Origin of the sequence: Bradyrhizobium sp. 40, assembly GCF_023100925.1 — a bacterium.
In the GTDB taxonomy this organism is placed as follows: domain Bacteria; phylum Pseudomonadota; class Alphaproteobacteria; order Rhizobiales; family Xanthobacteraceae; genus Bradyrhizobium.
Genome location: NZ_CP064688.1, coordinates 2,708,736 through 2,734,891, shown reverse-complemented (window position 1 = coordinate 2,734,891; position 26,156 = coordinate 2,708,736). Strand labels below are relative to the sequence as shown.

The following is a 26,156-nucleotide window of genomic DNA, read 5'->3' as shown; positions in this document are numbered from 1 at the left end:
CATGAAGCCGCATTGCCCGAACTGCCTGAAAGAAATGACCAAGGCGTCCGCGTCGCGTAACCTGTTCAACTGCGAGCCCTGCCGCGAGATCATCCAGTTCTTCGGCGGTAGCGCGGATCACGGCGAGCCCGGCCCGCAATTCTCCTGGCCGATCCGCCGCAAGCGCTCCGTCCACACCGCTCACGCGGCCTGAATCTCCAGGATCCAGAGCGCCGCCCTATCCGGCCTCTTCGCCCACATCCGCAGCCATTCGCGGCGGCCGTACCACGGTAACGGTGCAGGCCGCTTCCGAGGCCACCTTGGCCGAGACGCTGCCGAGCAGCGTGCGCCTGAACGAGCCCTGCCGCGCGCCGATGATGACGTGGTCGACGTGGTTCACCTCGCAAAACTCCAGGATGGCCGCCGCGGGATCGACGGCTTCCAGCACGTGAGCCGACAGCCGGCTCTCATCGAGCTTGAGCGGAGTGGCCCAGTGCCTGAGCGCCACCAACCGGTCGATATGCTTGTTGGAGCCCTGCTCATCCAGCGTCCTGTCAATCGCGATGCGGTTGAGCTTCAGCACGTTGAGACATGCGAGCCGCGCCGACGGCAGCGTGGCGAGAATGCGTTCCGTCGTCATGCGCAGAGCCTCGTTCAACTCCGGCTCGCCTTCCGCCGTATCGAGCGCGACCGCAACGATCGGGCTTGATGCGAGCTGGGCTGCGACATCCGATTTCGCGCGGGGCGCCATGACACCCTGGTTGAACCGGCGGCGCCAGGCGACGCTGAGCGGATCGCGCTTCATTCGCTCCGAGCGCATCGTGAGCCTGATCTGGTCCGGATGGGTCAGATCGAAGGCGAGCTGCGACGCCGTCGGATAGCGCCGCACCGGCTCGATCTCGAGGCACCGCAGCACCACCTCCTGGAGCCAGGGCGGATAGTCGGCGCGCAAGCCGCGCGGCGGGTGCGGATCGCGCCACAACCGGCGCCGCATCGCACGCAGCGTCTCGCCCTCGCCGAACGGCCGCTCGCCGGTCGTGAAGAAATAGAGCAGCACGCCAAGCGAGAACAAATCGCTGCGCGGATCGTCGCGCACCCCTGACAGCCGTTCAGGCGCCATATAGGGCGCGGTGCCGTAAGGCAGGCGGAATTCCTCCTGCAACAGGTCAGGCAGGTGGTTGTGATGCGACAGGCCATAGTCGATCAGCACCGCCTCGCCGCTCTCGCGGAACATGATGCTGCTCGGCTTGATGTCGTGATGGATCACGTTCTGCCGGTGCAAATCCGCCAGCCCCGTCGTGATCCTGGCGACGAGTTGCCGCGCCTCGTCATACGGCAGCGGCAGGTCGGGCAGCCGCTTGTAGAGCGTTGTCCCGGTGATGCGCTCGATTACGACATAGGCTTGGTGGGCAAAATCGCCGGTGCCGAAGCTTGAGGGCACGTGCGGCCCGGCCAGCCGCGGCAGGATCATCATTTCCATTTCGAAGGAGACGATCGCCGCGGGATCCTCGCCCTCCGACACCCGCGGAATCTTCATCAGCAGCGGCACCTCGATGCCGGGATGGGTGACCGTCCACAGCGTCGCCATGCCGCCGGCATGGACGCATTCGCCAATGGTGTAGCCGTCGATCTCTGCGCCTGATTTGACGAGGGGTTTCGGCATCGCCTCTAGCGCCCCTGCGACAATCGGTCGGCGAGCCAGTGCGGCAGGCCGTTCTCACGGATCCGGTTCGCGGCCGTCTCGACATCGTAGGGCGCGCGGCAATAGGTGATCAGGCAGGTGACCGTGTCGAACAGCACGAAAGCCGCGGAGGGATCGCCATCGCGGGGCTGGCCGACCGAGCCGAGCACCGCTAGCCATTGCCGCCCGCGCAGCAGCGGTACGGAGACGTCGGTCTTGGGCACGAGTCCCGACATCTTCGCCGTCACCGACATCGAATAGATCGCCGGGCGGTGGATGTGGCCGCAGAACGTGACATGAGCGGGCGTCGCGATCAGGCTTTTGGCGGCGTCCGCCGTCGATCGGACATAGTGCCAGCTCAGGGGGCTGGAGGCTTCCGAATGCACGAACAGACGATCGCTGTCCTCCACCAGCATCGGCAATTCCGCCAGGAACCGCCGCTGCGCGGTGTCGAGCCGGCCGCGGGTCCATTCGATCGCGACTTGCGCCTCGGCATTCATGGTCTCGGCCGAGGAATTCACCGCCTGGTCATGATTGCCGCGCACAGCGACGGCGCCCTGGGCGACCAGCTCCATCGCGGTATCCACTACCCATTCCGGGTCGGCGCCATAGCCCACGAAGTCGCCAAGCAGGATGAACCGCTCGGCGCCCCGCGCCCGCGCGACTTTCAGGCACGCCTCGAACGCCTGCCGGTTGCCGTGGATATCCGAGAAGACAGCGAGAAGCACGCACCCTCCACCCTCGAACCTTATTGGGAGCCGATAAGGCCAAATTGAGGGAGGTCAAGAACATGCGCCAGCGGCGCGCGGTTTGCCAGCGCTGCCCTGTCGCGATGGTGAAGAGCCTATTGCTCGTCCTTCGGCGGCATCCGGGGCGGCGGAATCGGGGTGAACACGGCGCCCTGCGCGCCGGCCGGTGGCGCCAGGAATTCGCCGGTCGAGGAATCGCCTCCGCTCGTCTCCAGGATCGTCTTGGGCGTCACATATTCCCTGACCATGTCGATGAGGCTGCCATCGCCGCCGCCGAAATCGGCGGCCCGGCCGCCTTGCGGATGTCCCAGCGCGATCTCGTTCTCCGCCGCATGGGTCTTGTCGGCCAGCCTGTCATTGTAGGGCACACGAAAGGCGCGCGGTATGCCGCTTGGGCGATTGTCCTCGTCGAGCTGCTCGACCCAGAGATAGATCGAGCCGGGATCGCCTTCCAGCGAATGCGGCTCGACGATGCGGGCCTTCAGCAGCTTGAAGGAGGCCGGCAGCCGGTCGGCGCTGGCCCAGCCGAGCAGCCCGCGCATTTCCGTGAAGGTGACGACATAGAAGGCGCTGGTCACGACCACCGCAACGGCCTTGATCGACCAGTGCAGCCGCGCATAGACCAACACGACCAGCAGCAGCGCGCCGATGACGGCGTAAGCTATCGATAGCGTGAGGATGACCGTCTGCAGGCTAGTCACGGCGCACCCTCACAGCGTTCTTGCTCACGCCAGTGCTCGGGTCGAGATCGGCGCCGTTGCGCCAGCCGCTGCGAAACGTCTCCAGCAGCGATTTCGGCCGCTGATCCACATTGACGACCTTGCCCTCGGCATCGAGCCGGAACCGCACCGCGGTCTTCTCGTCGCCGGTGTGATCGACCGTGAACTTGTTGTCGAAGACCACTTGCGCTGTGGGATTGAGCTTCTGCACCTTCACATTGGCTATGACGGGTTCGCCGGTGGTGGCCACGAAATGTGAGACATTGACGGTGTATTCGCCGGGAACGATGCCCCGCACCGTGACGATCTCCTCGCGGATCGGCGAGGCAATCTTCTTGCCGTTGACCACGATGAAGTCGTTGGCTCCGCCGCGGTCGTCGCGGTCGAGCGTGAGGAAGCCGGCCTCGCGGTGGCGATACCAGGCGATGTTGCCCACGGGATCCTGCACGAACAGGTCGAGATCGTCGGGATGGCTGTCGGGCCAGTCCAGCGTGATCATGAACTCGGCCTTGGAATCGATCTTGCCGTCCTTGGCGTCCGGTGAGACCGCGAGCAGCGCGAGGAAGAACAGGAAAGCGATCACCTGGAGTGCCTTGAACAGCATCACGCCCAAGGGATCGAACGGCTCCTCGCGCGGATAGAGACCGAAATCATCCATCATGTCGCGATTCCAGCGCCCTTGATTCCAGAACCCGCGATTCCGAAACCCTTGCGCTCCAGCACCGGCGTCACATAAGTCTCGGTCAGCACCACGGCATCCGAGAACACCCGCTGGGTCGCGGCATCCAGCATGTAGTACTGGATGCGGACCAGGATCGAACCGACCAGGCCCGCCAGCGTCGTGTACATCGCGACCGCCATGCCGTCGCTCATCAGCCCCATCGAGGACCGCATCGCGACCTTGTCGGCAGCATCCAGCCCCGCGATTGGCGCCAGCATGATGATGAAACCGACGATGGTGCCGAGCAGGCCGAGCTTCATCAGCGTATCCGAGACGAAGGCCCCGAAGCCGTTGGAGCCGCGCAGCCGGTCGGCAAGCGTCCGCAGCAATAGGGTCTGGTCGACCGGGCGGTAGTCCTGCGCCGCGGCCTTGGTCACGAGGCTCTCGATGTGATCACGCACCAGCCCGCGCGGCAGCGCAGCCGCGCCGGCGTCGAGCGCCCTCCCGCCCTCGGGCGCCGCGAGCACCGCGCGGCAGCGCCGGGCCGCCGCGCCCTCACGGGCGATGGCCCGCGTGCGCAGGAAGCAGTGACCGCAGGTGAGCACATAGAGCAGTGCGATCACGCTGGAAATGTAGGTCCGGTCCGAGGTCAGCATCAGGCGGATCAGGCCGAACCGCCACAGCAGCACGACGGCGAAGATCGAAAGCCCGGTGAAGATCATCCAGAACAGGAGCGCGCTGCGCTCGGATGGGTCGGCAGCAGGCCCCGCGATCGGCCCAATCGTCATCGAACTCATGCTGCACTGCTCCTGGCCGTGAATTCCGCCCATTAGATCAAAGCCGCCGCGCCCGGTCCAAAGAGCCATGCCCAATCCGGCTTGGGAAATTTGCCCGAGCTGCCATCTTGCCGTGCCTCGCAATTGGCAAGGCGCGGCGGCGTTGTTAGGCTGACCTTACCAAATTTTGGGGTGATCGCATGCGCCTTGTGCTTCAGCTTGTCGCCCGTCTGCTTCTCATCGTCGCGCTTTGCCTCGGGGCGGCGACCATCTGGGCCACGTTCGACGCCTATCGCAGCGTCGACCGGGCGACTGCGGCCTCGGCGCAGCGGGTCGCCCAGGCGCTGCAAGCCCTGTACTGGCGCGAATTCTTGTTGCGTAGCAGCAGAACACGCGAGCAGCTTCTGCCAGTTCCGGAGTGGCGCACGCTGGAGACGATGAAGCTGATCTCACCCGGCGTCTGCGTCGAATTCCAACCGGCCATCGCATTCGAAAAGCCGCTCTGCGGCCAGAGCGAGGGGCTCGGCAAGGCGCCGCCGCGCTGGTTTGCATCGATTGTGCCGACCTTCCTCGGCAGCCATGCCGAAGCGATACGGCCCGTCAGTCCCCGCGCGGCGACCGCCGGAACGGTGGTCGCGACGCCGGATGAAACGGCCGCCATCTCGCTCGCTTGGGAATACATCCTCAACGTGATCGACGTCGCGCTCTTGATGGCGGCGGCGATCGCGCTCCTGGCCTCGCTCGCGATCGCGCATGCGCTGGCGCCGGCGCGCACGATCGTGATCGCCTTGCAGCGCATGGCCCGCGGTCAGTATCGCACGAAACTGCCGCGCTTCCGCTCGATGGAGCTGGCGATGATCGGCAGCGCCGTCGGCGAGCTCGGCGGCCGGTTGGAGGAAGCGACCGAGCAACGCGCGGCGTTGACGCGGCGCCTGATCGAGATCCGTGACGACGAACGCCGCGCGCTCGCCCGCGAGCTGCACGACGAGTTCGGACAAAATCTCTCGGCCATCCTCGCCTTCGCCAACACCATCGAGACGGCGAGCACGAAGGCAGACAAGCACAACGATATCGTGCAGGACGCGCGGATGATCTCGCAGGCCACGCATCATCTGATGGCCTCGCTGCGCGACGCGCTGAAGCGCCTGCGCAATCCCCTCCCCGCCGAGCTTGGACTGGAGGCGAGCCTCGTGAATTTGGTGGATAGCTGGCGCTCGCAGAGCGCGGCGCGACCGACGATCCAGCTCGATCTCCGGGGCGACTTCACCGACATCAGCGGCCCGGCTGCCACCACCGCCTATCGCGTCGCGCAGGAATGCCTGACCAACGCGTTGCGCCACGGCGCGGCACGCGAGATTTCGCTCAGCGTCGAGCGGCGAGCGGGCGACGACGATGCGTTGCTGATCCGCGTCGAAGACGATGGCGGCGGCGACGCAGCACGCGTAAAGCAGTCGGCCGGCTTTGGCCTCACGGGCATCCGCGAGCGCGTCGCAGCGGCCGGCGGCTCATTCTCGATCCTGCCCGCCCGAGGCGGACTCAGCGTCGCCGCCACCATCCCGCTCGCCGCGTGAGGCCGGCATGAACGAGATTACGGCAACAGGCATCTCCGTGCTGCTGGTCGACGACCATCCGATCGTGCGGCAAGGCTATCGGCGCGTGCTGGAGAGCCAGGGCGATCTGCATGTCGTGGCGGAAGCCGACAACGCCGCGGATGCCTACAGCGCCTTCAAGGCGCGCGATCCCGACGTGGTCTTGCTGGATATCTCGATGCCCGGCGCGAGCGGGCTGGAAGCCATCCGCAACATTCGCGCGCGCAGCCCGCGGGCCCGGATCCTCGTTTTCACCATGCACAACGAAGCCGTGCTGGTGAAGGCAGCCTTCAGTGCCGGCGCCAGCGGCTTCGTCACCAAGAGCAGCGAGCCGTCCGCGGTCGTGTCCGCGATCCGCAGCGTTGCGCGCGGCGAACGCGCCATGAGCGACGACATCGCGCATATCCTGGCCGAGGACAGCCTGTCGACGGGGTCTGCGCTGGATCAACTGGGCGAACGCGAGATCGAGATCCTGCGCCAGTTCGCCGGCGGCGCCACGACCGAACAGATCGCTGCGCAACTCAATCTCAGCGTGAAGACGGTGCAGAACTATCACTATCTGATCAAGACCAAGACCGGAGCGCGCACGGATGCGCACCTGGTGCGGCTGGCAGCCAGTTGTGGGCTGACGAAGATCTAGAGCGTGACGGCGAGCCGTTTACTGCGACCAGAATAACTGGTTCCCAACTGGCCATTCCAACGAAGGTCTCCAAATCTCTCTTAGATTGTGCTAGGCTCCACCACAGGCACGGCATCCAGCACCAAGCCGCCAGCGGATGTGCGTCCGGCTCCGATCTTTCGTCGAGAGCCAGTTTGGACGGCTCTCGAGAGCCGTCCTCGTTCCCGTTGTATGTCTTGCACGACAACAGGAGACGCTTTCATGAACATCAGGGACAGTCTTCTCGCAGCACTGATCGCCTTCGGCGTTCTTGCGACCGGGCTTACGGAAAGCGCGGCAACGGAGGCGAAAGAACAGATCACCATTCTCTATGACGCCTTCGGCACAAATGATGCGATGACAAAGGACTGGGGTTTCTCCGCCCTAGTCGAAATCGCAGGAAAACGCATCCTGTTCGATACGGGTAACGATCCCGAAATCTTCGCGGCGAACGTGAAGGCCAAGGGAGTTGATCTCTCGGACCTGGACTTTGTCGTTCTTTCACACCGCCACTCCGATCATATGGCCGGCTTGTCCTACCTCCTGAGCATCAATCCGACGGTCAAGATCTACGCGCCAAAGGAAGGATTTGGCATCTACGGCTCGTCTCTGCCGTCCGGCTTCTACCGCAAGGACGAGGCTTTGCCGCCGGAGATGCGGTACTATGCAGGCAAGCCGCCCGCGGTGATGAAGTTCGGCACGACATGGGCCCACGCGAACTTCGAACTGATCGATCAGACCACCGAGATCGCTCCCGGTATCACACTTATCTCGCTGATTTCCGACGCACCGGGCACGAGAGAACTCAAGGAGCTGTCTTTGGCCGTCAACACGGCCGACGGCATAGTCCTTCTGGTCGGTTGCTCGCATCCCGGGATCGAGCGCATCGTCGAAGCGGCGACGGGTATCAATCCCAGGATTCATCTCATCGCGGGGGGATTTCATCTGGTCGTCGCACCTGACGAAGCTATCGCGAAAGCCGTTAGCGCCCTGAAGGACAGGTTCAAGGTCGACAGCGTAGCCCCGGGACATTGCACCGGCGAGCCGACTTTTGCCGCACTCAAGAAGGCGTTCGGCGACAACTATCTCTACGCAGGCCTCGGCACGTCGATTCCGGTTGCAACGGTTGCGGGCGTGAATGTCAGGCGCGGGGAAGGTCCGACGCTCGACGACCTTGCGACCTATCGCAAACTCGCTGGGCGCGAAGACCCGTTCGGCATATTGCGCTTGCGCAGCTCGCATTTGGCGCCCGCACTCTAGAGCGCTGGCGCGGCTCGCACCTTTAGATCATGCTGTGACCGGTAGGATTGGAACTTGCACCGTTGCTCCGTGGTTAGCAGCGGAGTGAGGGAGTTGCGCCATGAGTAAGGCTATCCGCGAAGCCATCCATCATCCCCCGATCATCACTGTCGGCGAGCTCATCGATGAACTCTGCCGTCTGCCAGACACAGCGACGATCCAATTCCACTGCCCCATCCTCGAGCAGGAACTTGCGTTCTATCGCCTTCGAAAGCGGTCAAAGGACGTGGTCGAAATCGAAGTCAATATCTATCCGGAAAGCCCGTCTGTCGTGCCATCGGCCAACGCCGCCTTACGGGCGCGAAAAAAGACCCATCATCCGCGCTCGCTCGGCAATGGCAGCGTTGCCCATAAGGTCTGAGATAGAACCGCGCCAGGTCACGTCAGGTGTCGCGGCTTCGGACCGCGCGAAGGAAGTCCGGCCGACGCCTTCAGCCCGCGCAATACCAGCGCGAGCGTCAAGACGCTGCAGAACTATCATTATCTGATCAAGACTAAGACCGGCGCGCGCACGGATGCGCAGCTCGCAGCGGCTTGCGGGCTGACGAATTTCTGGCGTCGCTCGAGTTCCGTTACCCCGCGCGCCGAAGTTCCTCCGGCCGCAATGAAATCCAACCCAAAGCAAATCTCCGCCATCAACTCCGAGCAAATTCAACGTTAAGCGCGGCCACAGCGCGTCTCGCAAAGAGCTCCGCTGCTTTCAGGCCCCGCGACTGAAATGAAATCGGAGTGAAGCGACATGCACCAACTGCCAAACGACACTATCGCAGTCACCCTGCCGGACTTCGGTCAATCCATGACCGTGCTCGGAGATCCCGGGTTGGCAACCGATGACTGGGGCGGAAACGATGCGTTGACGGCAGCCATATCGAGTCTCAACTCGAACGTGACGCTCGTTGGGGAAGACCTGGTGGCCATGCATGGCAATTCTCACGGAGGAAACGACAGTCTCGTGGTGAGCGTGGATGGCGGCTGGGATAGTGCCATCACCGTTGGTGATGCCCAATCCATGGCGGACAATACCCAGGGCGGGAACGACACCCTCAATGTCGATGCCCACAACTCGCTCTACACCAATGTTTATCTCTATGGAGACGTCCAGGGCAACATGTCGGGCAACGCGGGAGGCGGAAATGACACGCTGACGGCGTCGACCGGATGGAGATCGTTCGGGTCGCTCAGCGGAGACGCTGGGGGTGCCATGAGCGGCAATGCGCATGGCGGGAACGATACGCTGAGCGCCACGGATTACGGGATAAATGGCGGCGGCGACGCACTCAGCGGCGATGCCACGGGTGCCATGACCGACAACGCGGTCGGCGGAAACGACATCCTGACCTTTGCGGCGAGCAGCGACGCCCAGCTGGGAGGAGGAAGCCTGTCGGGCGATTCCGGAACGTCCATGTCCGACAATACCCAGGGCGGGAACGATATCCTCACTGCCGTCGTCGATGGCGAGCGAGCTGCTTTCAGCACGACGTTGTATGGCGACGCTCCCACGATGTCGGGCAATGCTCACGGCGGGAACGACATCCTCACCGGCGGATCGAGCCCCGATCGCCTGGCGGGCGATGCGATGAGCTACGCTCCTTCCTCACCCGGCTCGATCACCGGAGGCACGGATACCCTCAACGGTGGTGGCGGCAATGATCTCTTGTGGGGCGGGCCGAACAACGACACGTTCGTGTTCAACACGGGCTCCGGCCTGGACATCATCAACGACTTCAATCAAGGCAACCAAGCTGTCGGCAGCACCACCAGCGAACATGACCTGATCAACCTGCATGACTACGGCTTCGCAGACTGGGCAGCCCTCTCCAGCCTCATTGGCGACAATAGCGCCGGCGATGCCGTGATCCACCTCACCGCCAACGATACCATCACGTTGGACGGCGTGCACACGGCGGCCCTGCATCCAGCGGACTTCGTCATCTGACGGCGCTCACAGCCAAGCAGGATGATGGGATGGTGGTCACGAGAGAATCGTTGAGGCCAGGCCCGTCATCCTGCCGATCGCCAAAGTCATGAGCAGGAGCGAATCAAGCCCCAAGCTGCGATGTACGCAGGCTCCGCAACCTCACGCCGCCTTCAGCCCGCGCAATACCAGCGCCAGCGTCGCATCGACGCGCGCCGCGAGATCGGCGTCCTTCCATTCGTCGGCATGAGCCGGATGGTGGAAGCGGACGGTGGCATCGAAGATCGCGCGTGCGGTGGCCTTGACGTCGTCCACGGCGAACACGCCCTGCGTCACGCCGTCGGTCAGGATCGCCGCGATCTGGTCGATCATGGTGTCCTTGTGACACTTGACGGCTGCACAGGCCTCGCGCGCCAGAGTCAGATAGGTGTCGAACATCTCGGGGTCGTCGAGCACGCGCGAACGCTTGGCGGCGAACAGGGTGCGCAGCCAGCGGTCGAGCCGCGCCGGGGCCGGGCCCTGCTCTTCGGCGAGCTGGCGTAAGGGCGCGTCGATCCGGTCCAGCCAGCGTTTGGCGACGGCCTCGCGCAGCGAGGCCTTGCTCGGGAAATGGCGGTAGACGCTGCCGTGGCTCACATCCAGCGCACGGGCCACGTCGACCACGGTGGCCTTGGCGAGTCCGTAACGCCGCAGCACGTCCTCGGTGACTTCGAGGATCCGCTCCGGCGTCAAGATAACGGCTTCGTTCATGCCAGCACCATGTTCCCGTTGAGGGCTCAGTTACCCGGCGATGGGGCTGCTTCCGAAGCGCCCGTGCCGGTCGTTTCGGAAAGCTCTCGCCTTAATGAGGCAGTTTTGCAGCCTGCGCCGCGATCTGGCGCGCCACCAGTAAATTGAGCCAGTGCCCAATCGTCCCGGTCAAATTGATGATTTCGGTCGTCATTGTCGTAAGTCTCCAATCAATTGGCGGTCCCCGTTGTTCAATTGCGACCCTCAATCCCCCATTTGCTTGGGACGTCGGGCTCCCGGGATGCCGCCAGACGCCCAATTGGAGCGTCCAGGAATGGATATACACGTCTCGCTGACAGATTTCAATATCTGTCAGTCAATGATCCGTGATTGACAGTTAATATCTGCGAGCTTCCCCCTGAGGCCGGCTGCCCATCGCCCCGCCGCCGCCGGGCCGATGATCCTGTTGAGCCCAATCATCCCCCGCTACGTTGCCGGCGCCGTTTGTTTCGCCCTCCCCGCTCTGCTAGATCACGGCGTAAAAAGCATTTTGGCAGGTCGCCCCCTTCCGGGTCGCCCGCCCACCTTCCTGGAGCAGTCCCATGATCCCCCGCTATACCCGCCCGGAAATGGCCTCGATCTGGGAGCCGCAGACCCGGTTCAAGATCTGGTTCGAGATCGAGGCGCATGCGGCGGACGCCCTTGCCGAGCTCGGCACGATCCCCAAGGAGGCCGCCAAAACGGTCTGGGCCAAGGCCAAGGACGCCACTTTCGACGTCGCCCGCATCGACGAGATCGAACGCGAGACCAAGCACGACGTCATCGCCTTCCTCACCCACCTCGCCGAGATCGTCGGCCCCGAGGCGCGCTTCGTCCATCAGGGCATGACCTCCTCCGACGTGCTCGACACTTGCCTCAACGTCCAGCTCACCCGCGCCGCCGACCTGCTGCTCGCCGACCTCGACAAGGTGCTGGCGGCGCTGAAGAAGCGCGCCCTCGAGCACAAGATGACGCCGACCATCGGCCGCAGCCACGGCATCCACGCCGAACCCGTGACCTTCGGCCTCAAGCTCGCCTATGCCTATGCGGAATTCTCGCGCGCCAGGGAGCGCCTGATCGCGGCACGCAAGGAAGTCGCGACCTGCGCCATCTCCGGTGCGGTCGGCACTTTTGCCCAGATCGATCCGCGCGTCGAACAGCATGTTGCCAAGGCCATGGGCCTCGTCCCCGAGCCGATCTCGACGCAGATCATCCCCCGCGACCGCCACGCAATGTATTTCTCGACGCTCGGCGTGATCGCGTCCTCGGTCGAGCGTTTCGCGGTGGAGATCCGCCACATGCAGCGCACCGAAGTGCTGGAAGCCGAGGAGTTCTTCTCCGAAGGGCAGAAGGGTTCGTCCGCGATGCCGCACAAGCGCAACCCGGTGCTCTCGGAAAACCTCACCGGCCTGTCGCGCATGGTGCGCGCCTATGTGACGCCGGCGCTGGAGAACGTCGTGCTCTGGCACGAGCGCGACATTTCGCACTCCTCCGCCGAGCGCATGATGGGCCCCGACGCGACCGTGACGCTCGACTTCGCGCTGGTGCGCCTCGCCGGCCTGATCGACAAGCTGCTGGTGTACCCCGCTAACATGCAGAAGAACCTCGACCGCCTCGGCGGCCTCGTGCATTCGCAGCGCGTTCTGCTGGCGCTGACCCAGAAGGGCGCAAGCCGCGAGGACGCCTACAAGCTCGTGCAGCGCAACGCCATGCCGGTCTGGCGCGGCGAAGGCGACTTCCTCCAGCTCCTAAAGAACGACGCTGAAGTGAAGAAGTATCTCACCGACGCCGAGATCGAGGAGCAGTTCGACCTAGGCTATCACTTCAAGCACGTCGACACGATCTTCAAGCGCGTGTTCGGCGAGAGCTGAACGTCCTTCGTAGCCCGGGTGAGCGCAGCGATACCCGGGACTTCCCTCACAAAGATCCCGGATGTCGCTTCGCTCATCCGGGCTACAAATCAAGGCGGACCTTCCTCATGCCCATCGTCAACCGCGTTGCCGCCCTCTCCGACGAAATGGCCGCCTGGCGCCATGACTTCCACGAGAACCCGGAGCTGCAATACGACGTCCACCGCACCGCCGGCATCGTCGCCGACCGCTTGCGCGAGTTCGGCTGCGACGAGGTGGTGACGGGGATCGGCCGCACCGGCGTCGTCGGTGTGATCCGCGGCCGCAAATCCGCCTCGGGCAAGACCATTGGCCTGCGCGCCGACATGGACGCGCTGCCGATCATGGAGACGTCGGGCGTCGCCTACGCCTCCAAGGTCCCCGGCAAGATGCACGCCTGCGGCCATGACGGTCACACCGCCATGTTGCTCGGCGCTGCCAAATATCTCGCCGAGACCCGCAACTTCGACGGCAGCGCGGTCGTGATCTTCCAGCCCGCGGAAGAAGGCGGCGGCGGCGGCAAGGCGATGGTCGAGGACGGACTGATGACGCGCTGGAACATCCAGGAGGTCTACGGCATGCACAACATGCCGGGCTTGCCCGAGGGCCATTTCGCGACCACCCCTGGCGCGATGCTCGCCTCCTCAGACAACATCCAGATCACGGTCCACGGCAAGGGCGGCCATGCCGGCGCGGGTCCGCACAAGTCGATCGATAGCGTGCTGATCGGCGCGCAGATCGTCAACGCGCTGCAATCGATCGTCGCGCGCAACGTCGATCCGCTGAAGTCCGCCGTCATCTCGATCACGCAATTCCACTCCGGTACGGCCTTCAACATCATCCCAGAGATCGCCGAGCTCGGCGGCACCGTGCGCACGCTCGACCCTGAAGTGCGCGATCTCGTCGAGCGCCGCATCGGCGAAGTCGCCGACAGCGTCGCGCGCGCCTATGGCGGTTCGGCGGAAACCAAATACACGCGCATGTATCCGGTGACGATGAACCATGCGCGCGAGGCTGGCCTTGCCGCCGACGTCGCCCGCGACATCGTCGGCGCCGAGCGCGTCAACGACAAGTTCATTCCGATGATGGGCGCCGAAGATTTTTCCTTCATGCTTGAAGCGCGCCCCGGCGCGATGATCTTGGTCGGCATGGGCGACGGCAACGAGTGCCACCACCCGGCCTACGTCTTCAACGACAACATCTTGGGCCACGGCGCGTCCTATTGGGCGCGACTCGTCGAAACGCGGATGCCAGCGGGATAGCGCAGGTCTCGTAGGGTGGGCAAAGCGAAAGCGTGCCCACAACAGCCTTCTCCGCTGCAAATGGTGGGCACGGCGCTTCGCGCCTTTGCCCACCCTACGGCACCGCTCATCCCTGATATTGCAGCACGTGCATGCCGGCGTTCCAGTCGGAGACGAACATCATCCCGTCGGGCCGGACAAAGGCGTCACAGGTCTTGGCCGCGAGCGCGACGTTCGGGCGGGGGTCGATGAGCTTTTTCGGTGTCGGCGGCACCCAATACGCGATCTCCTTCGGTGCGAAGGCGTCCCTGACGTCGAATACCCTGACGCCGGCATTGTTGTAGGTCGCGAAGATCGTCTCCTCGCTCTGGAACGAGCCCGGGCGGTTCTCGTGCAGATTATGCGGCCCGAAGGTGCCGTTCGTGCAGAAGTCGCGGTCGCGCGGGGTCGGCAGGGTCGCGATCGGCACCGGGTTTCCAGGCGCGCGCACGTCGAGGACGAATGTATGGAACAGGCCTTTGGCGCAATTGTCCGCATTGGCTTCGTCCGCAACGATCGCGAGCTGTCGCTTGGGCAGTGGCAGCGGCGTATGCGTGCCACCCGCGAAGGGCGGCGACCAGTTGATGCGGGACAGCAGCTTTGGATTAGTTGGATCGCTGATGTCATGAATGGTGAAGCCGCCATCGCGCCAGGCGGCGTAGCCGCGATCGCCCGCCGTGATCATGTGATGCAGCGCAAAGCGCTTGCCCTTTGGCGTCGCAGGCTCGCCGGCCGCGCGGTTCATGCCCGGCAGCCACCATTTCGCGACGATCTCCGGCTTGGTGATGGTCTTGAGATCAACCACGCAAAGGATGTGGTCGGTGAACCCGTCGAGATGCGCCGACACGTAGGCATAGCGCCCGCCCGGCCACCACAGCCGGTTGATGCCGAAGCCGGGCATCTCGAGGAACGCGATCTCGCGCATCTCGTTCGGTTTCGAAATGTCGTGGATCGAGAGACCGCAGCGGAATTTCTTGGCCTTGGTGATGCTGTCGACGAGCGTGTTCTCGAAATAGCCGCGCATGTTGTCGTAGGACTGCATCGCGACGATATTGGCGCCGTTGGCAAGCAGCAGCAGGTCTTCCGCCACCTGTAAATGATGGGTGCGGGTATACTGTCCTGCGGTGAAGAAATTGACCGGCTTCAGCGCACGCGGATCGGATGCGTCCAGGATCGTCACGCCGTCGCTGAACATATGTCCGACATAGACGTGCTGCCGGTTGAACATCACCTGCACACTGTCAGGCCGGCCGCCGATGTCGCTATAGGAGATGTGCTTGATGCCCTTGCCGATGCCTTCCGGCGGAATGTCCGCCTCTGAAGCCGATGCCGGCGTCGACCACCCGGACAGCGCGGCGGATCCGAGCACGGCCGACAATTGCTGAAGGTGATGGCGGCGAGAAAGTTGTGACATCGGTTTCCCCCATTTTTTTGGGGATGATGCTCGCTTGCGCTAAGGCATGCAAGGCGTACGTCGCCCGCTCTCACCTTACGCCTGCACTCCCTGGTGCTGCATCGCAAAGTCTACCAGCAGTGTGAAGCCCAAGCTCTGAGCCCGATGGCTGGCTGAAGTCCGAAGTTATGCTTCATCATTAATTGCAGATTTCGGCCGGTATTTTCGCGGCGGGATTCGAAGGATGATTGGCCGTCCCGAGCCGGCATCCCTTGGCGATCGGCCTGCATCCGGCGTTGTTGCAGATCATTTGCCCCGAGGCTTGCGGCGTCGACGGCGCAGCCTCCGTTTGCTTCCGGTCCTGATCTCGCCTTCTTGAATCTTCGCGCGTCGCCACCGGCTTCTTCTCCGGCACCTTCTCGCATTCGTTGTCATCGCCGACATGATAGCCGGCGCGGCAGGTAATCTTCGCGCATTGGTCGCCGTCGGCCTTGAAGCCGAAATTGCACACCAGCGGACAGACCCGGCCCGGCTTCGCCTTCAGCGCATCGAGCGCGTCGACGCTCGCAAGCTTCGCGTCGAATTGAGTGCCGGCATATTTGTTGAACAGTGACAGTGAGCGCTGCGTTGCGGCGTTCCAGTCACCGTCAGCGGCGGCCGAAAGGCAGCCGACGCGGCGTAGCTCGCTCTGAACAGATTTCGTGAGATCGCCGGACGGCGGGGAGCTTGGCGGCGGCGACAGCGCGGCGACCTTCCTGCTTTCGGCATCAGCCGCCTGCTTGTCCGCCGCCTGCTTCGCTGCGGCATCGGTCGCCGCCTTCTCGAGCGCCCGCTTCTCCGCGAGCGACTTGGCCGCGGCAGCTTCCGCCGCCTTGCGATCTCGTTCGGCCGCCTCCGCCTTGGCCTGCTCGATCTGCTTGGCCTTCTCGGCCGCGATCCTCGCCTCTTCCGCCGCTTTCGCCGCGGCGGCCGCTTTCTCCTGCTCGGCCTTCTGGGCTCGTTCGCTTGCGAGCCTCGCCTTTTCCTGTTCGGCCAGACGCGCCTTCTCCGTCGCCACCGTGCGATCCTCCTCGGCGGCAATCTTCTTCAACTGCACGCGGGCGAGATTGGCGTAAAAGCCGTCCGGATAGGTCTGGAGGAATGCTTCCCAGGCCTCGCGCAGGCCGGCCTGGAGGGCAAGCTCGTAGTCTTTGCGCACGCTGTCCTGCGGATTTGCCTGCGGACCGGCTGCGGCGGGCCTTGCCGGCACCAGCGGCACGTCGCTGCCGCCCAGGGAGCCATAGACATACGGCTCCTGCTTGTTGCCGGTCTTCTTCAGGACGTCGTCACGGACGAACCCGAACGCCTTGCGCAGGTCGAGCCCGGGCTTCGGCAGATGATCGGTCAACGCGACCGCGAACGGGCTGTTCCGCGAGTCGCCATCCGACGCCGTCGACCCCGCCTTGGCCGCAAACGCAATCATCGTGTTCGGACTGGTCGGCTCGACCTTGGCAAGTCCGCCACCAATCGCGCGCGAGGCCAGGGTGCGCTTCATCGTCTTGGCGAATGGGCTGTCGCGACAGGCATCGAGGATGACGAGACGGAGTTGTTTGGCCGGTTCGACCGCATACAGCGCGCGATCCAGCGCGATGGTCTCGTCGAGGACGTCGCCGTCGGTTTCCAGCATGGCATCGGTCGGAACGAGATAGTTGCTGCCGTCCAGCTCGATACCGTGGCCCGCATAGTAGATCACGGCTATGTCGGCATCGCGCGTCCTGGCCGCGAACTCGCGTAGGGATCGCCGCATTTCGCTGGCGTTGAGGTCCAGCCTGATCTCGACCGTATCGAAGCCCGCATTCCTGAACATGCTGCCGACCAGCCCGGCGTCGTTCACCGGGTTCGCGAGCCGCGGCGCGTTCTTGTAGGCGGAATTGCCGATCACGAGCGCAACGCGCTTGTCAGCGAGGGCAGCGCCGCACCCGAACCAAAGGCCGAATATCAAAATCAATAGGCTTCGAACAATCATGAAAAACGCCCAGGCCTATGCGGCCATTCCGATGATACCCTAATTGCAGACTTCTTTCGTTCGGCCAGACATCACTGAGCTCGCATCAGAAGTACTGGCCCGTTCTATTCTGCATCCCTTGCCGACAGGACGGCAGCCAGCGGAATTGCAAAATATCTGGCCAGATGCTTGCGGCTTCGATGGCGTCGACTCTGTGTCCTTGCGATCCTGGTCACGCTTCTTCGAATCCTCGCGCGTCGCCACCGGCTTCTTCTCTGGGACCTTCTCGCAGTCGTTGTCGTCACCGACGCGATAGCCGGCGCGGCAGGTGATCTTCACGCATTGATCGCCGTCCGCCTTGGAGCCGAAATTGCAAATGAGCGGGCAGACCCGTCCGGGCTTCGCTTTCAGGGCATCGAGTACGTCGACGCTTGCGAGCTTGGCGTCGAATTGGGTGCCGGCATATTTGTTGAACAGGGCCAGCGAACGCTGCGATGCTGCGCTCCAATCGCCGTCGGCGGTGGCGGACAGGCAGCCGACGCGGCGCAATTCACTCTGCACGGATTTTGTCAGATCAGCCGCCGACAATGTGGATGCCGGCGCCGGTGAAAGGGCCGCAACTTTTTGCTCGACCTCAGGCATCTGCCGATCGGCCACAGGCTTTGCCACCTGCTCCGCCTTCTCGGCGGTCTGCTTGGCGGCAAGCTCGGCCTTGGCCTTCTCCGCCGCCTGCTTCTCGGCCTGTGCTTTCGCCGCGGCAGCTTCGGCCAGCTTGCGCTGCTGCTCGGCCGCATCCGTCCTCGCCTGCTCGATCTGCTTCTGCTTCTCCGCTGCGACACGGGCCTCTTCGGCCGCTTTGGCCGCCGCGGCCGCCTTGTCCTGCTCGGCCTTCTGGGCGCGTTCGGCAATAAGCCTTGCCTTCTGCTGCTCGGCCGCGTTCGCTTTTTGCTCGGCCGAGGCGCGCGTCTCTTCAGCGGCGATCTTGTTCATCTGGCCCTTGGCCAGATTGGCATAGAAACCTTCGGGATATTGCGCCAGGAAGGCTTCCCAACCATCGCGCGTGGCCAGCTGCAGCGCGAGCTCGTAATCCCTGCGAATAGAATCCTGCGGGTTGGCCTGCGGCCCGGTCGCTGCCGGCTTGGTCGCGACCAGCGGCACATCGTCGCCGCCGAGCGAGCCATAGACATAGGGCTCCTGCTTGTAGCCAGTGCTCTTGAGCACGTCGTCGCGCACGAAGCCGAAGGCCTTGCGCAAATCGAGGCCCGGCTTGGGCAAGTGCTCGACCAAAGCGACGGCGAACGGGCTGTTCCTGGAGTCACCGTCGGACGCGGTCGAGCCGGCCTTCGCGGCGAAAGCGATCATGGTGTTTGGGCTGGTCGGCTCGACCTTGGCAAGCCCGCGTCCGATCGCGCGCGAGGCCAGCGTCCGCTTCATGGTCTTGGAAAACGGATTGTCGCGGCAGGCATCCAGGATGATCAGGCGCAGCTGCTTGGCCGGCTCGACTGCGAACAGCGCGCGCTCGACCGGGATGGTTTCGTCGAGCACGTCGCCATCCGTCTCCAGCGTCGCGTCGATCGGAATGAGATAGTTTGTGCCTTCCAGCTCGATGCCGTGGCCGGCGTAATAGATCACCGCCATGTCGGCATCGCGGGTCCTGCCGGCGAACTCACGCAACATGCGCCGCATCTCGCTCGCGCTGAGATCCAACCTGACGTCGACGGAATCAAAGCCGGCCTTCTTGAACATGCCGCCGACCAGAGTGGCATCGTTGACGGGATTGCCGAGCTTGGGCGCACTCTTGTAGGCGGAATTGCCAATGACAAGCGCAACCCGCCGGTCCGCATGGGCCGGTCCGCAGGCGAGGCCAATGGCCAAAATCAACAAAGCAAATATCCGAAACGGAATCACTTGCGTCCCCCCGGATGCAATTCCATGAGACTATTCGGTAGCATCGCCGATTGCCAATTCTTCCTATGTGATACTTGTCACATAGGATCGGGGGTATAGCTAATGCGGCGAAGCGTCGCCCTGCTTTCGAGCTGACACCGAAGCCGTCCGTTGGGTCCGTTACATCTGCACCACCTCGTGGCGCATCACGAACGGTGCAAGCAGTGCGTGCACCTCGCGCGCAACCGCTTCGCGCTGATCCGCCGGCAGGCCCGCCAGCGTCACGGTGGCGATCGAGCCGTGGCTGCCGTGAGCGCCGACCCTGACCTTGCAGTCGATGCCGCGCTCAGTGAGGGGTGTCAGCACCTTCGTGAACACGCGCTGGGCTGCGTCCCAGCGCAGCTGCGGCTTGAACACTTTGCCGACGCCGGTCACCGGCATCGGATCGATCGGGATGACCTGCACCGGGACAGCCGCGCGCTCCGGAGTACGCTCGCGCACCCACGTCTCCAGCTCCCCCGGCTCGACGGTCGCGCCCTGCTTCAGCTGCACATATCCCACCGGCAGTTCGCCGGCATAGGCGTCGGGTTGGCCGACCACCGCGGCAAAGCCGACGGCGGGATGACGGAACATGATCTCCTCGATCGGTGCCGGATCGATGTTGTGGCCGCCGCGGATCACGAGATCCTTGGCGCGGCCGGTGATCCAGAGATAACCGTCAGCATCGAGCCGGCCAAGATCGCCGGAATTGACCCAGACCTCGTCGACGAAAGCACCCTTGTTGTGCTCGTCGTTGAGATAGCCGCCGAACACGCCGGGCCCGGCCATGATGACGACGCCGATCTCGTCCGGCGCGCAGTCGCGGATCAGCTTGCCGTCAGCATCGAGCTGGACAATGCGGACCCGCGCGTAAGGCATGGGAAGGCCGACCGAACCGAGTCGGATCGGGCGCGACGGATAGGCCAGCGTGTGAACGCTCGAGGTCTCGGTCATACCGTAGACCTCGACGACAGGCAGCTTGAGCTTGTCCTGGATCGCAGACCCCACCGCGACCGGGATCGCGGAGCCGCCACCGGCTGCATATTTCAGGCTGGAGATGTCGGCATTGCCAGGCGGCACCGCGAGCGTTGCGGCGAGCACCGTCGGCACGCTCGACAGCGCTTCGGGCTTGAAGCGCTCGACCAGTTGCCAGATGTTCTTCACCGCATTCGGATTGCGCCATCCGCTCGGCGACAGCACGACCAGCGAACCGCCGGCCGACAGTGTCGTCAGCACCTGCGTCAACGAGCCCCCGACGTGAAACAGCGGCATGCCGAACAGCATGTTGGCGCCCGGCTTCGACTTCAGCAGCAGATTGAGCGCCCAGGCTTGATACACTTGGTTGGCATGCGTGTGCCGCACCAGCTTTGGCGTGCCGGTGGTGCCGCCGGTGTGGAAATAGGCGGCGATGTCGCTGCCCAGAATCTTGCGCCCGCTGATAAGGCGGTCCGAAGGCTGCTGCCTGATCAGGTCGTTGAACGCAAGGATTCCCCTCGCTGGATCGCCAGCACCGAACACCTGCACGATCGCCTTGAGGTGCTTGAGTTGCGGCCTGATCTGCTCGACTTTCTGCCAGATGTCAGTGCCCGGCATCGGCCCGAGCGCCACCAGGACTTTTGTGTTCGCGGCCTCCAGAATTTCCGCGATCTGGTGCGGCTCCAGGAGCGGATTGACGGGATTGGCGATGCCGGCGGCCTCCGCCCCGAACAGCGTTACGAAGGCGTCCGGCACCAGCGGCAGCATGAAGCTGACGACGTCGCCCTTCTCGACGCCGAGTGCGTGAAACATGTTGGCGGCTTGCGTGACACGCGCGATGAAGTCGCGGTACGTCACCACGACCGGCGTGTCGGCGGGATCGGCATTTTGCAGGAACTGCAGCGCCGGCCCGTCGGGGTTACCGGCCGCACCCAGCCTGATGGCATCGTAAGTGCTCTCGGCCGCGACGCGATCGGCGTAAGGGACCTGCTCGAAGGCTCGAACCTCTGCGTCCGTTGCCAGGTCCGGATAGTCGTTGCCGATGAAGCGATCGAGCGCGTGGATGCCCGCCATGGAATTCCGTCCTCCCTCAGATGCATGTCCCCGCGCCCTGTCTTTTGACTTTTTGGGTTGGCGAGACCTCGACCGATGGCCGGCCGAGCACGGGCAGAATGATGGATGATTTGGCGTTCGTCCATGACCTAACGGCCGCCGTAATCGGGCTCTGGTGAGAGGCTTTTGAACCTGCGCGCCAGATCCGGGGACCAAGAACTGGCATTGGACTCACATACCGGTGTCCTTGCCAGCGCCCTGGCGCAAGACTTGAGGTGATCATGACTACGCTCCCGCGGGATTGCGCTACCCGACTGTTCATCGCGCTCGCCGTGACAGCAGGGATCATGACATCGGTGCTCGCCCTGCCCCGCGCCGCACACGCCGAGGACGGCCAGATCGACAAGATGCGCGCCAAGATATCGGCCTCCATCAGCGACAAGATGGAGAAGCTCGGCGGGTCCCGCATCGTCTACAAGGTGGACACCGATGGCCTGCGCGAGAGCGTCGTCACGGATTTGCGCGACGACGTCTACAAGAACCTGCGCGACGGCAAGATCGCCTTCTCCGGCCTTGCCATCCGCGACGGCGGCGTCGAGTTGAAGATCGCGGACGCCAAGGGCCGCGAGCAGCTTGCGCGCAAGCTCGCGTCAGCCGCGGAGGGATTGCCGTCGCATGCACTCGCCGTGACCGACGGCGGCGACGGACTGGTCAGGCTCGCGCCGACCAATGCGGCATCCGCCGCGCGGCTGCACGAACTCGTCGAAGATGCCATCGCAATGATCGAGCAGCGTCTGAAGGAGGCCGGCGTCCAGCTCGCCAGCGTCCAGCCCGATGGGACCGACCGCATCCGCATCTTCCTGCCCGGTGTGATGGAGCCCGAGCGCGTCACCGCGGTCTTCGCCCGAAGGGTCAAGGTCGGCTTCCGCCTGATCGACCTCTCGATGCCGCCGGACCAAGCGCAATCCGGCACGCCGCCGGCTGGCACGGAAGTCCTGCCCGGCTTCAAGGACAAGAGCCTTTATCTGGTCGCCAAGGACAGCGTGCTCGACGGCGACGACATCAGCTATGCGGGCCCGGGGTTTGCGAGCGCCACGAAAGAGCCGATCGCCTCGTTCCGCTTCAACGGCCGCGGCACGCGGCGCTTTGCCCACATCACCGAAGAGAATATTGCAAAGCCCTTTGCCATCGTGCTCGACGGCAAGGTGATCTCCGCCCCCGTGATCCGCGAGCCCATCACCGGCGGCTCGGGCCAGATCTCCGGCAATTTCACCCTGGAGGAAGCAAACAGCGTCGCCATGCTGCTGCGCGCCGGTTCGCTGCCCGGGCACCTCAGCCTGGTCGAGCAGCAGGTCGTGCAGCCCGCCGCCAAACCCTAAGAGCGGGGATCGCCCCACGCCCACGCCTGGTCCCGCCCCGCCCTATCCGGCGCCGAGGTCCACCACGCCGAGGCTCGTACCCGGTGAGCCCCGAATCGCGGGCGCACCACGGCCATACGCACCGCCAAACAGGCAATTGCCGAAACGCCCGATCAGGCTAAAATTTGCCTCTTGCGGCACGGCGGCCGAAAGCTTCATTCAAGCGGTCGTCGTTCGATTTCGGCTATAGGTGTCGAGAAGACCGACCGTGACTGAAGGCCTTACGCGGGGATAGTACCATGCCGTCCGGCAGCGCAGACATTTCGTCGATCCTCGACCGCATTCTCGAGGCGGCGACGGATAACCTCAGGATCGCGAAGATCCTGGTCCAGATGGGCCTCGATCCGAACAACGTCACCTATGATTCGATCTTCAATCGGATGCTGGAGATCTTCGTCCAGAACATCACGCTGGCCAATATGTTTGCCGCGGTCGGCGCCGGCTTCTTCGTCGCCACCCTCCTGATGCGGACGATGGTTCCGCTGCGCGTTGCCAACATGGTCGGCTGCGCGTTCTTCGCCGTCTTCGGTGCGCTCTCTGCCAACGTCTCGACCTTCCTGCTCTATCTCCTGCTGCTACCGATCAACGCCTTGCGCCTGCGGCAGATGCTCAAGCTCGTCAAGAAGGCGCGCCATGCGGCCGAAGGCGACATGTCGATCGAATGGCTCAAGCCGTTCATGACCGAACGCAAATATCGCCGCGGCGACACGCTGTTCAAACTGGGTGACCCAGCCAAGGAGATGCTCCTCACGGTCACCGGCAAGTTCCTGGTCAAGGAGATCAATATCGAGATCATGCCGGGCGCGCTGATGGGCGAGCTCGGCTTCCTCACGCCGGGCAACCGGCGCACCGGAACGATCGAATGCATCGAAGACGGGCAGGTATTGACGATTACCTATGACCGGTTGCTCGAGATCTACTTCCAGGATCCGCAGTTCGGCTACTACTTCCTGGTGCTGACCAGCCAGCGCCTGCTGCAGAACATCGAGCGCCTCCAGAAGCAGCTGGCGTCGGAGCGCGCGGCCACCACGAACAGGATCGCGTGATCGATTGCCCCTCGCCGCTCAGTTCAACAGCAGCGCCATGCCCGGGTCGCCCTTCTCCATCGCACGCCGATAGCCCGCCCGCGCGCCGATGCGGCCGAGATATTTGACCACATTGGGACAGCGCGACACGTCATAGGGCTGGAAGTAGCGCATGGTGGTGAGTGAGAACACCGTCATGATGTCGGCGGTCGTGAAGGCGCTGCCGGCAAGGTATTCGGCCTCGCGAAGCCTTGCGTCGAGAAGATCGAAGGCCCGATCGAGACGCCCCTTCATCGCGAGCAGGGTCGGATTCTCCTTGGCGAGATCGAGCCGGCTCAGGATCATCATCCGCCCCATGCCGGGTTGCAGGGTGCCATTGGCGAAATGAAGCCAATACAGAAACTGCGCAAAGGCGGGATCAGTGGGCCCGAGCACGAGTCGGCCGTTGCCATATTTTGCAACGATGTAGTCGACGACCGCGCCGGATTCCGCGAGCACCAGTTCGTCGTCGGTGATCACCGGCGCCGCCCCGATCGGATGCAGCGCCTTGTACTCGGCCGGAGCCAGCATGGTGACGGGATCGCGCGCATAGCGCTTCAGCTCGTAGGGAATCGCCAGCTCCTCGCACAGCCAGACTATACGCTCCGACTGCGACTTGCCGAGATGATGGACGGTGAGCATGAGGCCTCCTGCGATCGCAATCGGATAGTTCGTGACCCACATCTTATCCGTCATTGCGAGCGCAGCGAAGCAATCCAGACTGCCACAAAGGAAAGATTCTGGATTGCTTCGCTGCGCTCGCAATGACGATGCGGAGGCAGCAGGCCCGATGCTTCCTCCCATGTCCGCCCTACCCCGCCTCGTCTGTCACCATCCGCGCCACGACGCGGTCGCGGCGGATGAAGTGGTGCCAGAGGGCGGCGATCACGTGAACCGCGATCAAGGCGAGCAGCACATAGGCAAAAAGGATGTGGCGGTCTTCATAGGCGCCCGCCGCCACGCGGTCGGGGGCGGTGAATTGCGGCACGTGAAACAGGCCGAAGAAGTCCGAATAATCAGGTGCGTGCGCACCGGAATGCGCCCAGCCGAGCATGGTGACGACGATGACGGCGAGGTAGAGCGCGCCGTGGCTGACATGGGCGGCGACCTTCTGCCACCGCGAGGTCTCGGCCGGCATGGCGGGCGTCGGGTTAACGAGGCGCCAGACCAGGCGCAGCACCGTGAGCAGCAGGATCACATAGCCGATATCGGCGTGGATCGAGCGGTAGAAGAAGCGGTCGGGACGCGCCGGGATGTGGTTCATCCACCACCCGAAGCCGATCATGCCGATGATGGTCAGCGCCAGAACCCAGTGCAGCCATCGGGAAATGCTGCCCCAGCCGTGACTGGTATTTCTGATCATGTCGGCTCTCCGGAGTTTTGCGGGCCTGTCCCTATCCGCGCCGCAGTCCGGCAGCTGATATCGGGTCCATGCGGCAATCGCGAAATCGAATCGGTCCAAATTAGCCCTAAGCGCCCTGCCGCAAAACCGCCCCAAAAACCGAATGGTAACCATGTCCGGCTAGAGTGATCACGTGACCAATTCCCCGACCATTCTGGTGTTCGATTCCGGCCTTGGCGGGCTCACGGTCCTGCGTGAGGTCGTGGCCGCGCGCTCCGACGCGCATTACGTCTACGTCGCGGACGACGCCTTCTTTCCCTACGGCCACCACAGCGAGGACGAGATCATCGCCCGCGTGGTGCCGCTGATGGGGGAATTGGTCGGCACGCATGATCCTGACCTCGTCGTCATCGCCTGCAACACGGCGTCCACCTTGGTCCTATCGCATCTGCGCGCCGCTTATTCCCTGCCCTTCGTCGGCACTGTGCCCGCGATCAAGCCGGCCTGCGCGCAGTCGAGGAGCCGGCGCGTGTCGGTGCTCGGCACCAAGGGCACGGTGAAGCGCGAATACACCAAGGCGCTGATCCGGGATTTCGCGCAAGGCTGCGAGGTGACACTGGTCGGTTCGCCCGAGCTGGCTGCGCTGGCTGAAGCAGAGCTCAGCGGCTCTCCCGTCAGCGACGACGCCATCCTCGCCGAGCTCGCCCCGTGTTTCGTCGGCGATGCCGGGGACGCAGGCGCACGCACCGACACCGTGGTGCTCGCCTGCACGCATTATCCACTGCTGCTCGACCGGCTGAAAAAGCTCGCGCCCTGGCCGGTCGACTGGATCGATCCGGCGCCCGCGATCGCCCGCCGCGTCTCGGATCTGCTCGGCGCGCAGACCAGTGGCATCGCGCAGTCCGGCGCCGAGATGATCTTCACCTCGCACCGCGTCCATGGCCTTTCGGCCAAGCTGACGCCGTTCTTCGGCGGCCGCATTCCAGCCTGACCTTGCGCCTCGACGGCGCGCTGCTAGGCTCCGCCCTCGTCGTTTCC

At 64.0% G+C, this 26,156-nt stretch carries 23 protein-coding genes and 1 pseudogene; 12 read left to right on the top strand and 12 right to left on the bottom strand.

Annotation, left to right across the window (positions count from 1 at the left end):
* Position 1 precedes the first annotated feature (1 nt).
* Positions 2 to 193, top strand: coding sequence for a hypothetical protein (locus tag IVB40_RS13040; RefSeq protein WP_007602380.1), 192 nt, complete (start codon positions 2 to 4; stop codon positions 191 to 193).
* Between the two features lie 24 nt (positions 194 to 217).
* Here the strand turns inward: IVB40_RS13040 and IVB40_RS13035 are convergent, their stop codons facing one another.
* From IVB40_RS13035 to IVB40_RS13015, 5 genes are all read right to left on the bottom strand, one after another.
* A complete protein-coding gene (locus IVB40_RS13035; protein ID WP_027567697.1) occupies positions 218 to 1,642 on the bottom strand; it encodes a bifunctional serine/threonine-protein kinase/universal stress protein in 1,425 nt (474 codons plus the stop codon).
* 5 nt (positions 1,643 to 1,647) lie between these two features.
* Entirely contained in the window at positions 1,648 to 2,388 is a 741-nt protein-coding gene (locus IVB40_RS13030; protein ID WP_247362393.1) for a metallophosphoesterase family protein, read from the bottom strand.
* A 116-nt stretch (positions 2,389 to 2,504) separates the two neighbouring features.
* Entirely contained in the window at positions 2,505 to 3,110 is a 606-nt protein-coding gene (locus IVB40_RS13025) for a hypothetical protein (protein ID WP_247819009.1), read from the bottom strand.
* Positions 3,103 to 3,789, bottom strand: coding sequence for a hypothetical protein (locus tag IVB40_RS13020; RefSeq protein WP_247287249.1), 687 nt, complete (start codon positions 3,787 to 3,789; stop codon positions 3,103 to 3,105). The genes IVB40_RS13025 and IVB40_RS13020 overlap by 8 nt, the downstream gene beginning before the upstream one ends.
* The gene (locus IVB40_RS13015; RefSeq protein WP_247819008.1) at positions 3,786 to 4,586 is read right to left on the bottom strand and encodes a MotA/TolQ/ExbB proton channel family protein; all 801 of its coding nucleotides are present in this window, start codon (positions 4,584 to 4,586) and stop codon (positions 3,786 to 3,788) included. Before IVB40_RS13015 ends, IVB40_RS13020 begins: the two co-directional genes overlap by 4 nt.
* A gap of 179 nt (positions 4,587 to 4,765) precedes the next feature.
* Here IVB40_RS13015 and IVB40_RS13010 point away from each other — a divergent pair, with 179 nt between their 5' ends.
* The 6 genes and pseudogenes from IVB40_RS13010 (at position 4,766) to IVB40_RS12985 (ending at position 10,047) form a co-directional block, all read left to right on the top strand.
* On the top strand, positions 4,766 to 6,136 hold the full coding sequence (locus IVB40_RS13010) for a histidine kinase (protein ID WP_247437492.1): 1,371 nt from the start codon (positions 4,766 to 4,768) through the stop codon (positions 6,134 to 6,136).
* Between the two features lie 7 nt (positions 6,137 to 6,143).
* The gene (locus IVB40_RS13005; RefSeq protein WP_247819007.1) at positions 6,144 to 6,794 is read left to right on the top strand and encodes a response regulator transcription factor; all 651 of its coding nucleotides are present in this window, start codon (positions 6,144 to 6,146) and stop codon (positions 6,792 to 6,794) included.
* Between the two features lie 240 nt (positions 6,795 to 7,034).
* Complete coding sequence (locus IVB40_RS13000) at positions 7,035 to 8,072, top strand: MBL fold metallo-hydrolase (protein ID WP_247819531.1); 1,038 nt, start codon at positions 7,035 to 7,037, stop codon at positions 8,070 to 8,072.
* A 100-nt stretch (positions 8,073 to 8,172) separates the two neighbouring features.
* On the top strand, positions 8,173 to 8,472 hold the full coding sequence (locus tag IVB40_RS12995) for a hypothetical protein (protein WP_247819006.1): 300 nt from the start codon (positions 8,173 to 8,175) through the stop codon (positions 8,470 to 8,472).
* Positions 8,473 to 8,553: 81 nt separating this feature from the next.
* Positions 8,554 to 8,658 (top strand): annotated as a pseudogene (locus IVB40_RS12990) (DNA-binding response regulator); the annotation flags it as partial.
* A 192-nt stretch (positions 8,659 to 8,850) separates the two neighbouring features.
* The gene (locus tag IVB40_RS12985) at positions 8,851 to 10,047 is read left to right on the top strand and encodes a hypothetical protein (protein ID WP_247819005.1); all 1,197 of its coding nucleotides are present in this window, start codon (positions 8,851 to 8,853) and stop codon (positions 10,045 to 10,047) included.
* 141 nt (positions 10,048 to 10,188) lie between these two features.
* Here IVB40_RS12985 and IVB40_RS12980 read toward each other — a convergent pair whose 3' ends face one another.
* Positions 10,189 to 10,776: a TetR family transcriptional regulator gene (locus IVB40_RS12980; RefSeq protein ID WP_027567688.1), complete on the bottom strand. Its 588-nt coding sequence runs from the start codon at positions 10,774 to 10,776 to the stop codon at positions 10,189 to 10,191.
* A gap of 581 nt (positions 10,777 to 11,357) precedes the next feature.
* On the opposite strand from IVB40_RS12980, the gene purB reads away from it, so the two are divergent.
* Together purB and IVB40_RS12970 are read left to right on the top strand one after the other, a co-directional pair.
* Complete coding sequence (gene purB / locus IVB40_RS12975; RefSeq protein WP_247819004.1) at positions 11,358 to 12,665, top strand: adenylosuccinate lyase; 1,308 nt, start codon at positions 11,358 to 11,360, stop codon at positions 12,663 to 12,665.
* Between the two features lie 107 nt (positions 12,666 to 12,772).
* On the top strand, positions 12,773 to 13,945 hold the full coding sequence (locus tag IVB40_RS12970) for a M20 aminoacylase family protein (protein ID WP_247400354.1): 1,173 nt from the start codon (positions 12,773 to 12,775) through the stop codon (positions 13,943 to 13,945).
* A 106-nt stretch (positions 13,946 to 14,051) separates the two neighbouring features.
* Here IVB40_RS12970 and IVB40_RS12965 read toward each other — a convergent pair whose 3' ends face one another.
* The 4 genes from IVB40_RS12965 to IVB40_RS12950 all read right to left on the bottom strand — a co-directional run bounded on the left by IVB40_RS12965 (position 14,052) and on the right by IVB40_RS12950 (position 21,315).
* Positions 14,052 to 15,377 (bottom strand): hypothetical protein, encoded by a 1,326-nt coding sequence (locus tag IVB40_RS12965; RefSeq protein WP_247819003.1) that lies wholly within the window; start codon positions 15,375 to 15,377, stop codon positions 14,052 to 14,054.
* 178 nt (positions 15,378 to 15,555) lie between these two features.
* Complete coding sequence (locus IVB40_RS12960; RefSeq protein ID WP_247819001.1) at positions 15,556 to 17,361, bottom strand: caspase family protein; 1,806 nt, start codon at positions 17,359 to 17,361, stop codon at positions 15,556 to 15,558.
* Between the two features lie 39 nt (positions 17,362 to 17,400).
* On the bottom strand, positions 17,401 to 19,248 hold the full coding sequence (locus tag IVB40_RS12955) for a caspase family protein (RefSeq protein ID WP_247819000.1): 1,848 nt from the start codon (positions 19,246 to 19,248) through the stop codon (positions 17,401 to 17,403).
* Between the two features lie 159 nt (positions 19,249 to 19,407).
* The gene (locus tag IVB40_RS12950; RefSeq protein WP_247818999.1) at positions 19,408 to 21,315 is read right to left on the bottom strand and encodes an acyl-CoA synthetase; all 1,908 of its coding nucleotides are present in this window, start codon (positions 21,313 to 21,315) and stop codon (positions 19,408 to 19,410) included.
* A gap of 260 nt (positions 21,316 to 21,575) precedes the next feature.
* Between IVB40_RS12950 and IVB40_RS12945 the strand changes: the two genes are divergently transcribed.
* Complete coding sequence (locus IVB40_RS12945) at positions 21,576 to 22,673, top strand: preprotein translocase subunit SecD (protein ID WP_247818998.1); 1,098 nt, start codon at positions 21,576 to 21,578, stop codon at positions 22,671 to 22,673.
* Between the two features lie 278 nt (positions 22,674 to 22,951).
* On the top strand, positions 22,952 to 23,758 hold the full coding sequence (locus IVB40_RS12940; RefSeq protein WP_027567682.1) for a cyclic nucleotide-binding domain-containing protein: 807 nt from the start codon (positions 22,952 to 22,954) through the stop codon (positions 23,756 to 23,758).
* 18 nt (positions 23,759 to 23,776) lie between these two features.
* Here IVB40_RS12940 and IVB40_RS12935 read toward each other — a convergent pair whose 3' ends face one another.
* Both IVB40_RS12935 and IVB40_RS12930 read right to left on the bottom strand, forming a co-directional pair.
* A complete protein-coding gene (locus IVB40_RS12935) occupies positions 23,777 to 24,418 on the bottom strand; it encodes a glutathione S-transferase family protein (RefSeq protein WP_247818997.1) in 642 nt (213 codons plus the stop codon).
* A 169-nt stretch (positions 24,419 to 24,587) separates the two neighbouring features.
* Positions 24,588 to 25,139, bottom strand: coding sequence for a cytochrome b (locus IVB40_RS12930; protein WP_247818996.1), 552 nt, complete (start codon positions 25,137 to 25,139; stop codon positions 24,588 to 24,590).
* A 172-nt stretch (positions 25,140 to 25,311) separates the two neighbouring features.
* Here IVB40_RS12930 and murI point away from each other — a divergent pair, with 172 nt between their 5' ends.
* The gene (murI, locus tag IVB40_RS12925; RefSeq protein WP_247818995.1) at positions 25,312 to 26,109 is read left to right on the top strand and encodes a glutamate racemase; all 798 of its coding nucleotides are present in this window, start codon (positions 25,312 to 25,314) and stop codon (positions 26,107 to 26,109) included.
* Positions 26,110 to 26,156: the final 47 nt, after the last annotated feature.

Bases quoted from the DNA above. Each gene is read 5' to 3' on its own strand.
- IVB40_RS13040 (WP_007602380.1), top strand. From the start codon at position 2: ATGAAGCCGCATTGCCCGAACTGCCTGAAAGAAATGACCAAGGCGTCC.
- IVB40_RS13035 (WP_027567697.1), bottom strand. From the start codon at position 1,642: ATGCCGAAACCCCTCGTCAAATCAGGCGCAGAGATCGACGGCTACACC.
- IVB40_RS13020 (WP_247287249.1), bottom strand. From the start codon at position 3,789: ATGATGGATGATTTCGGTCTCTATCCGCGCGAGGAGCCGTTCGATCCC.
- IVB40_RS13015 (WP_247819008.1), bottom strand. From the start codon at position 4,586: ATGAGTTCGATGACGATTGGGCCGATCGCGGGGCCTGCTGCCGACCCA.
- IVB40_RS13010 (WP_247437492.1), top strand. From the start codon at position 4,766: ATGCGCCTTGTGCTTCAGCTTGTCGCCCGTCTGCTTCTCATCGTCGCG.
- IVB40_RS13005 (WP_247819007.1), top strand. From the start codon at position 6,144: ATGAACGAGATTACGGCAACAGGCATCTCCGTGCTGCTGGTCGACGAC.
- IVB40_RS13000 (WP_247819531.1), top strand. From the start codon at position 7,035: ATGAACATCAGGGACAGTCTTCTCGCAGCACTGATCGCCTTCGGCGTT.
- IVB40_RS12995 (WP_247819006.1), top strand. From the start codon at position 8,173: ATGAGTAAGGCTATCCGCGAAGCCATCCATCATCCCCCGATCATCACT.
- IVB40_RS12985 (WP_247819005.1), top strand. From the start codon at position 8,851: ATGCACCAACTGCCAAACGACACTATCGCAGTCACCCTGCCGGACTTC.
- IVB40_RS12980 (WP_027567688.1), bottom strand. From the start codon at position 10,776: ATGAACGAAGCCGTTATCTTGACGCCGGAGCGGATCCTCGAAGTCACC.
- purB (WP_247819004.1), top strand. From the start codon at position 11,358: ATGATCCCCCGCTATACCCGCCCGGAAATGGCCTCGATCTGGGAGCCG.
- IVB40_RS12970 (WP_247400354.1), top strand. From the start codon at position 12,773: ATGCCCATCGTCAACCGCGTTGCCGCCCTCTCCGACGAAATGGCCGCC.
- IVB40_RS12965 (WP_247819003.1), bottom strand. From the start codon at position 15,377: ATGTCACAACTTTCTCGCCGCCATCACCTTCAGCAATTGTCGGCCGTG.
- IVB40_RS12960 (WP_247819001.1), bottom strand. From the start codon at position 17,361: ATGATTGTTCGAAGCCTATTGATTTTGATATTCGGCCTTTGGTTCGGG.
- IVB40_RS12950 (WP_247818999.1), bottom strand. From the start codon at position 21,315: ATGGCGGGCATCCACGCGCTCGATCGCTTCATCGGCAACGACTATCCG.
- IVB40_RS12945 (WP_247818998.1), top strand. From the start codon at position 21,576: ATGACTACGCTCCCGCGGGATTGCGCTACCCGACTGTTCATCGCGCTC.
- IVB40_RS12940 (WP_027567682.1), top strand. From the start codon at position 22,952: ATGCCGTCCGGCAGCGCAGACATTTCGTCGATCCTCGACCGCATTCTC.
- IVB40_RS12935 (WP_247818997.1), bottom strand. From the start codon at position 24,418: ATGCTCACCGTCCATCATCTCGGCAAGTCGCAGTCGGAGCGTATAGTC.
- IVB40_RS12930 (WP_247818996.1), bottom strand. From the start codon at position 25,139: ATGATCAGAAATACCAGTCACGGCTGGGGCAGCATTTCCCGATGGCTG.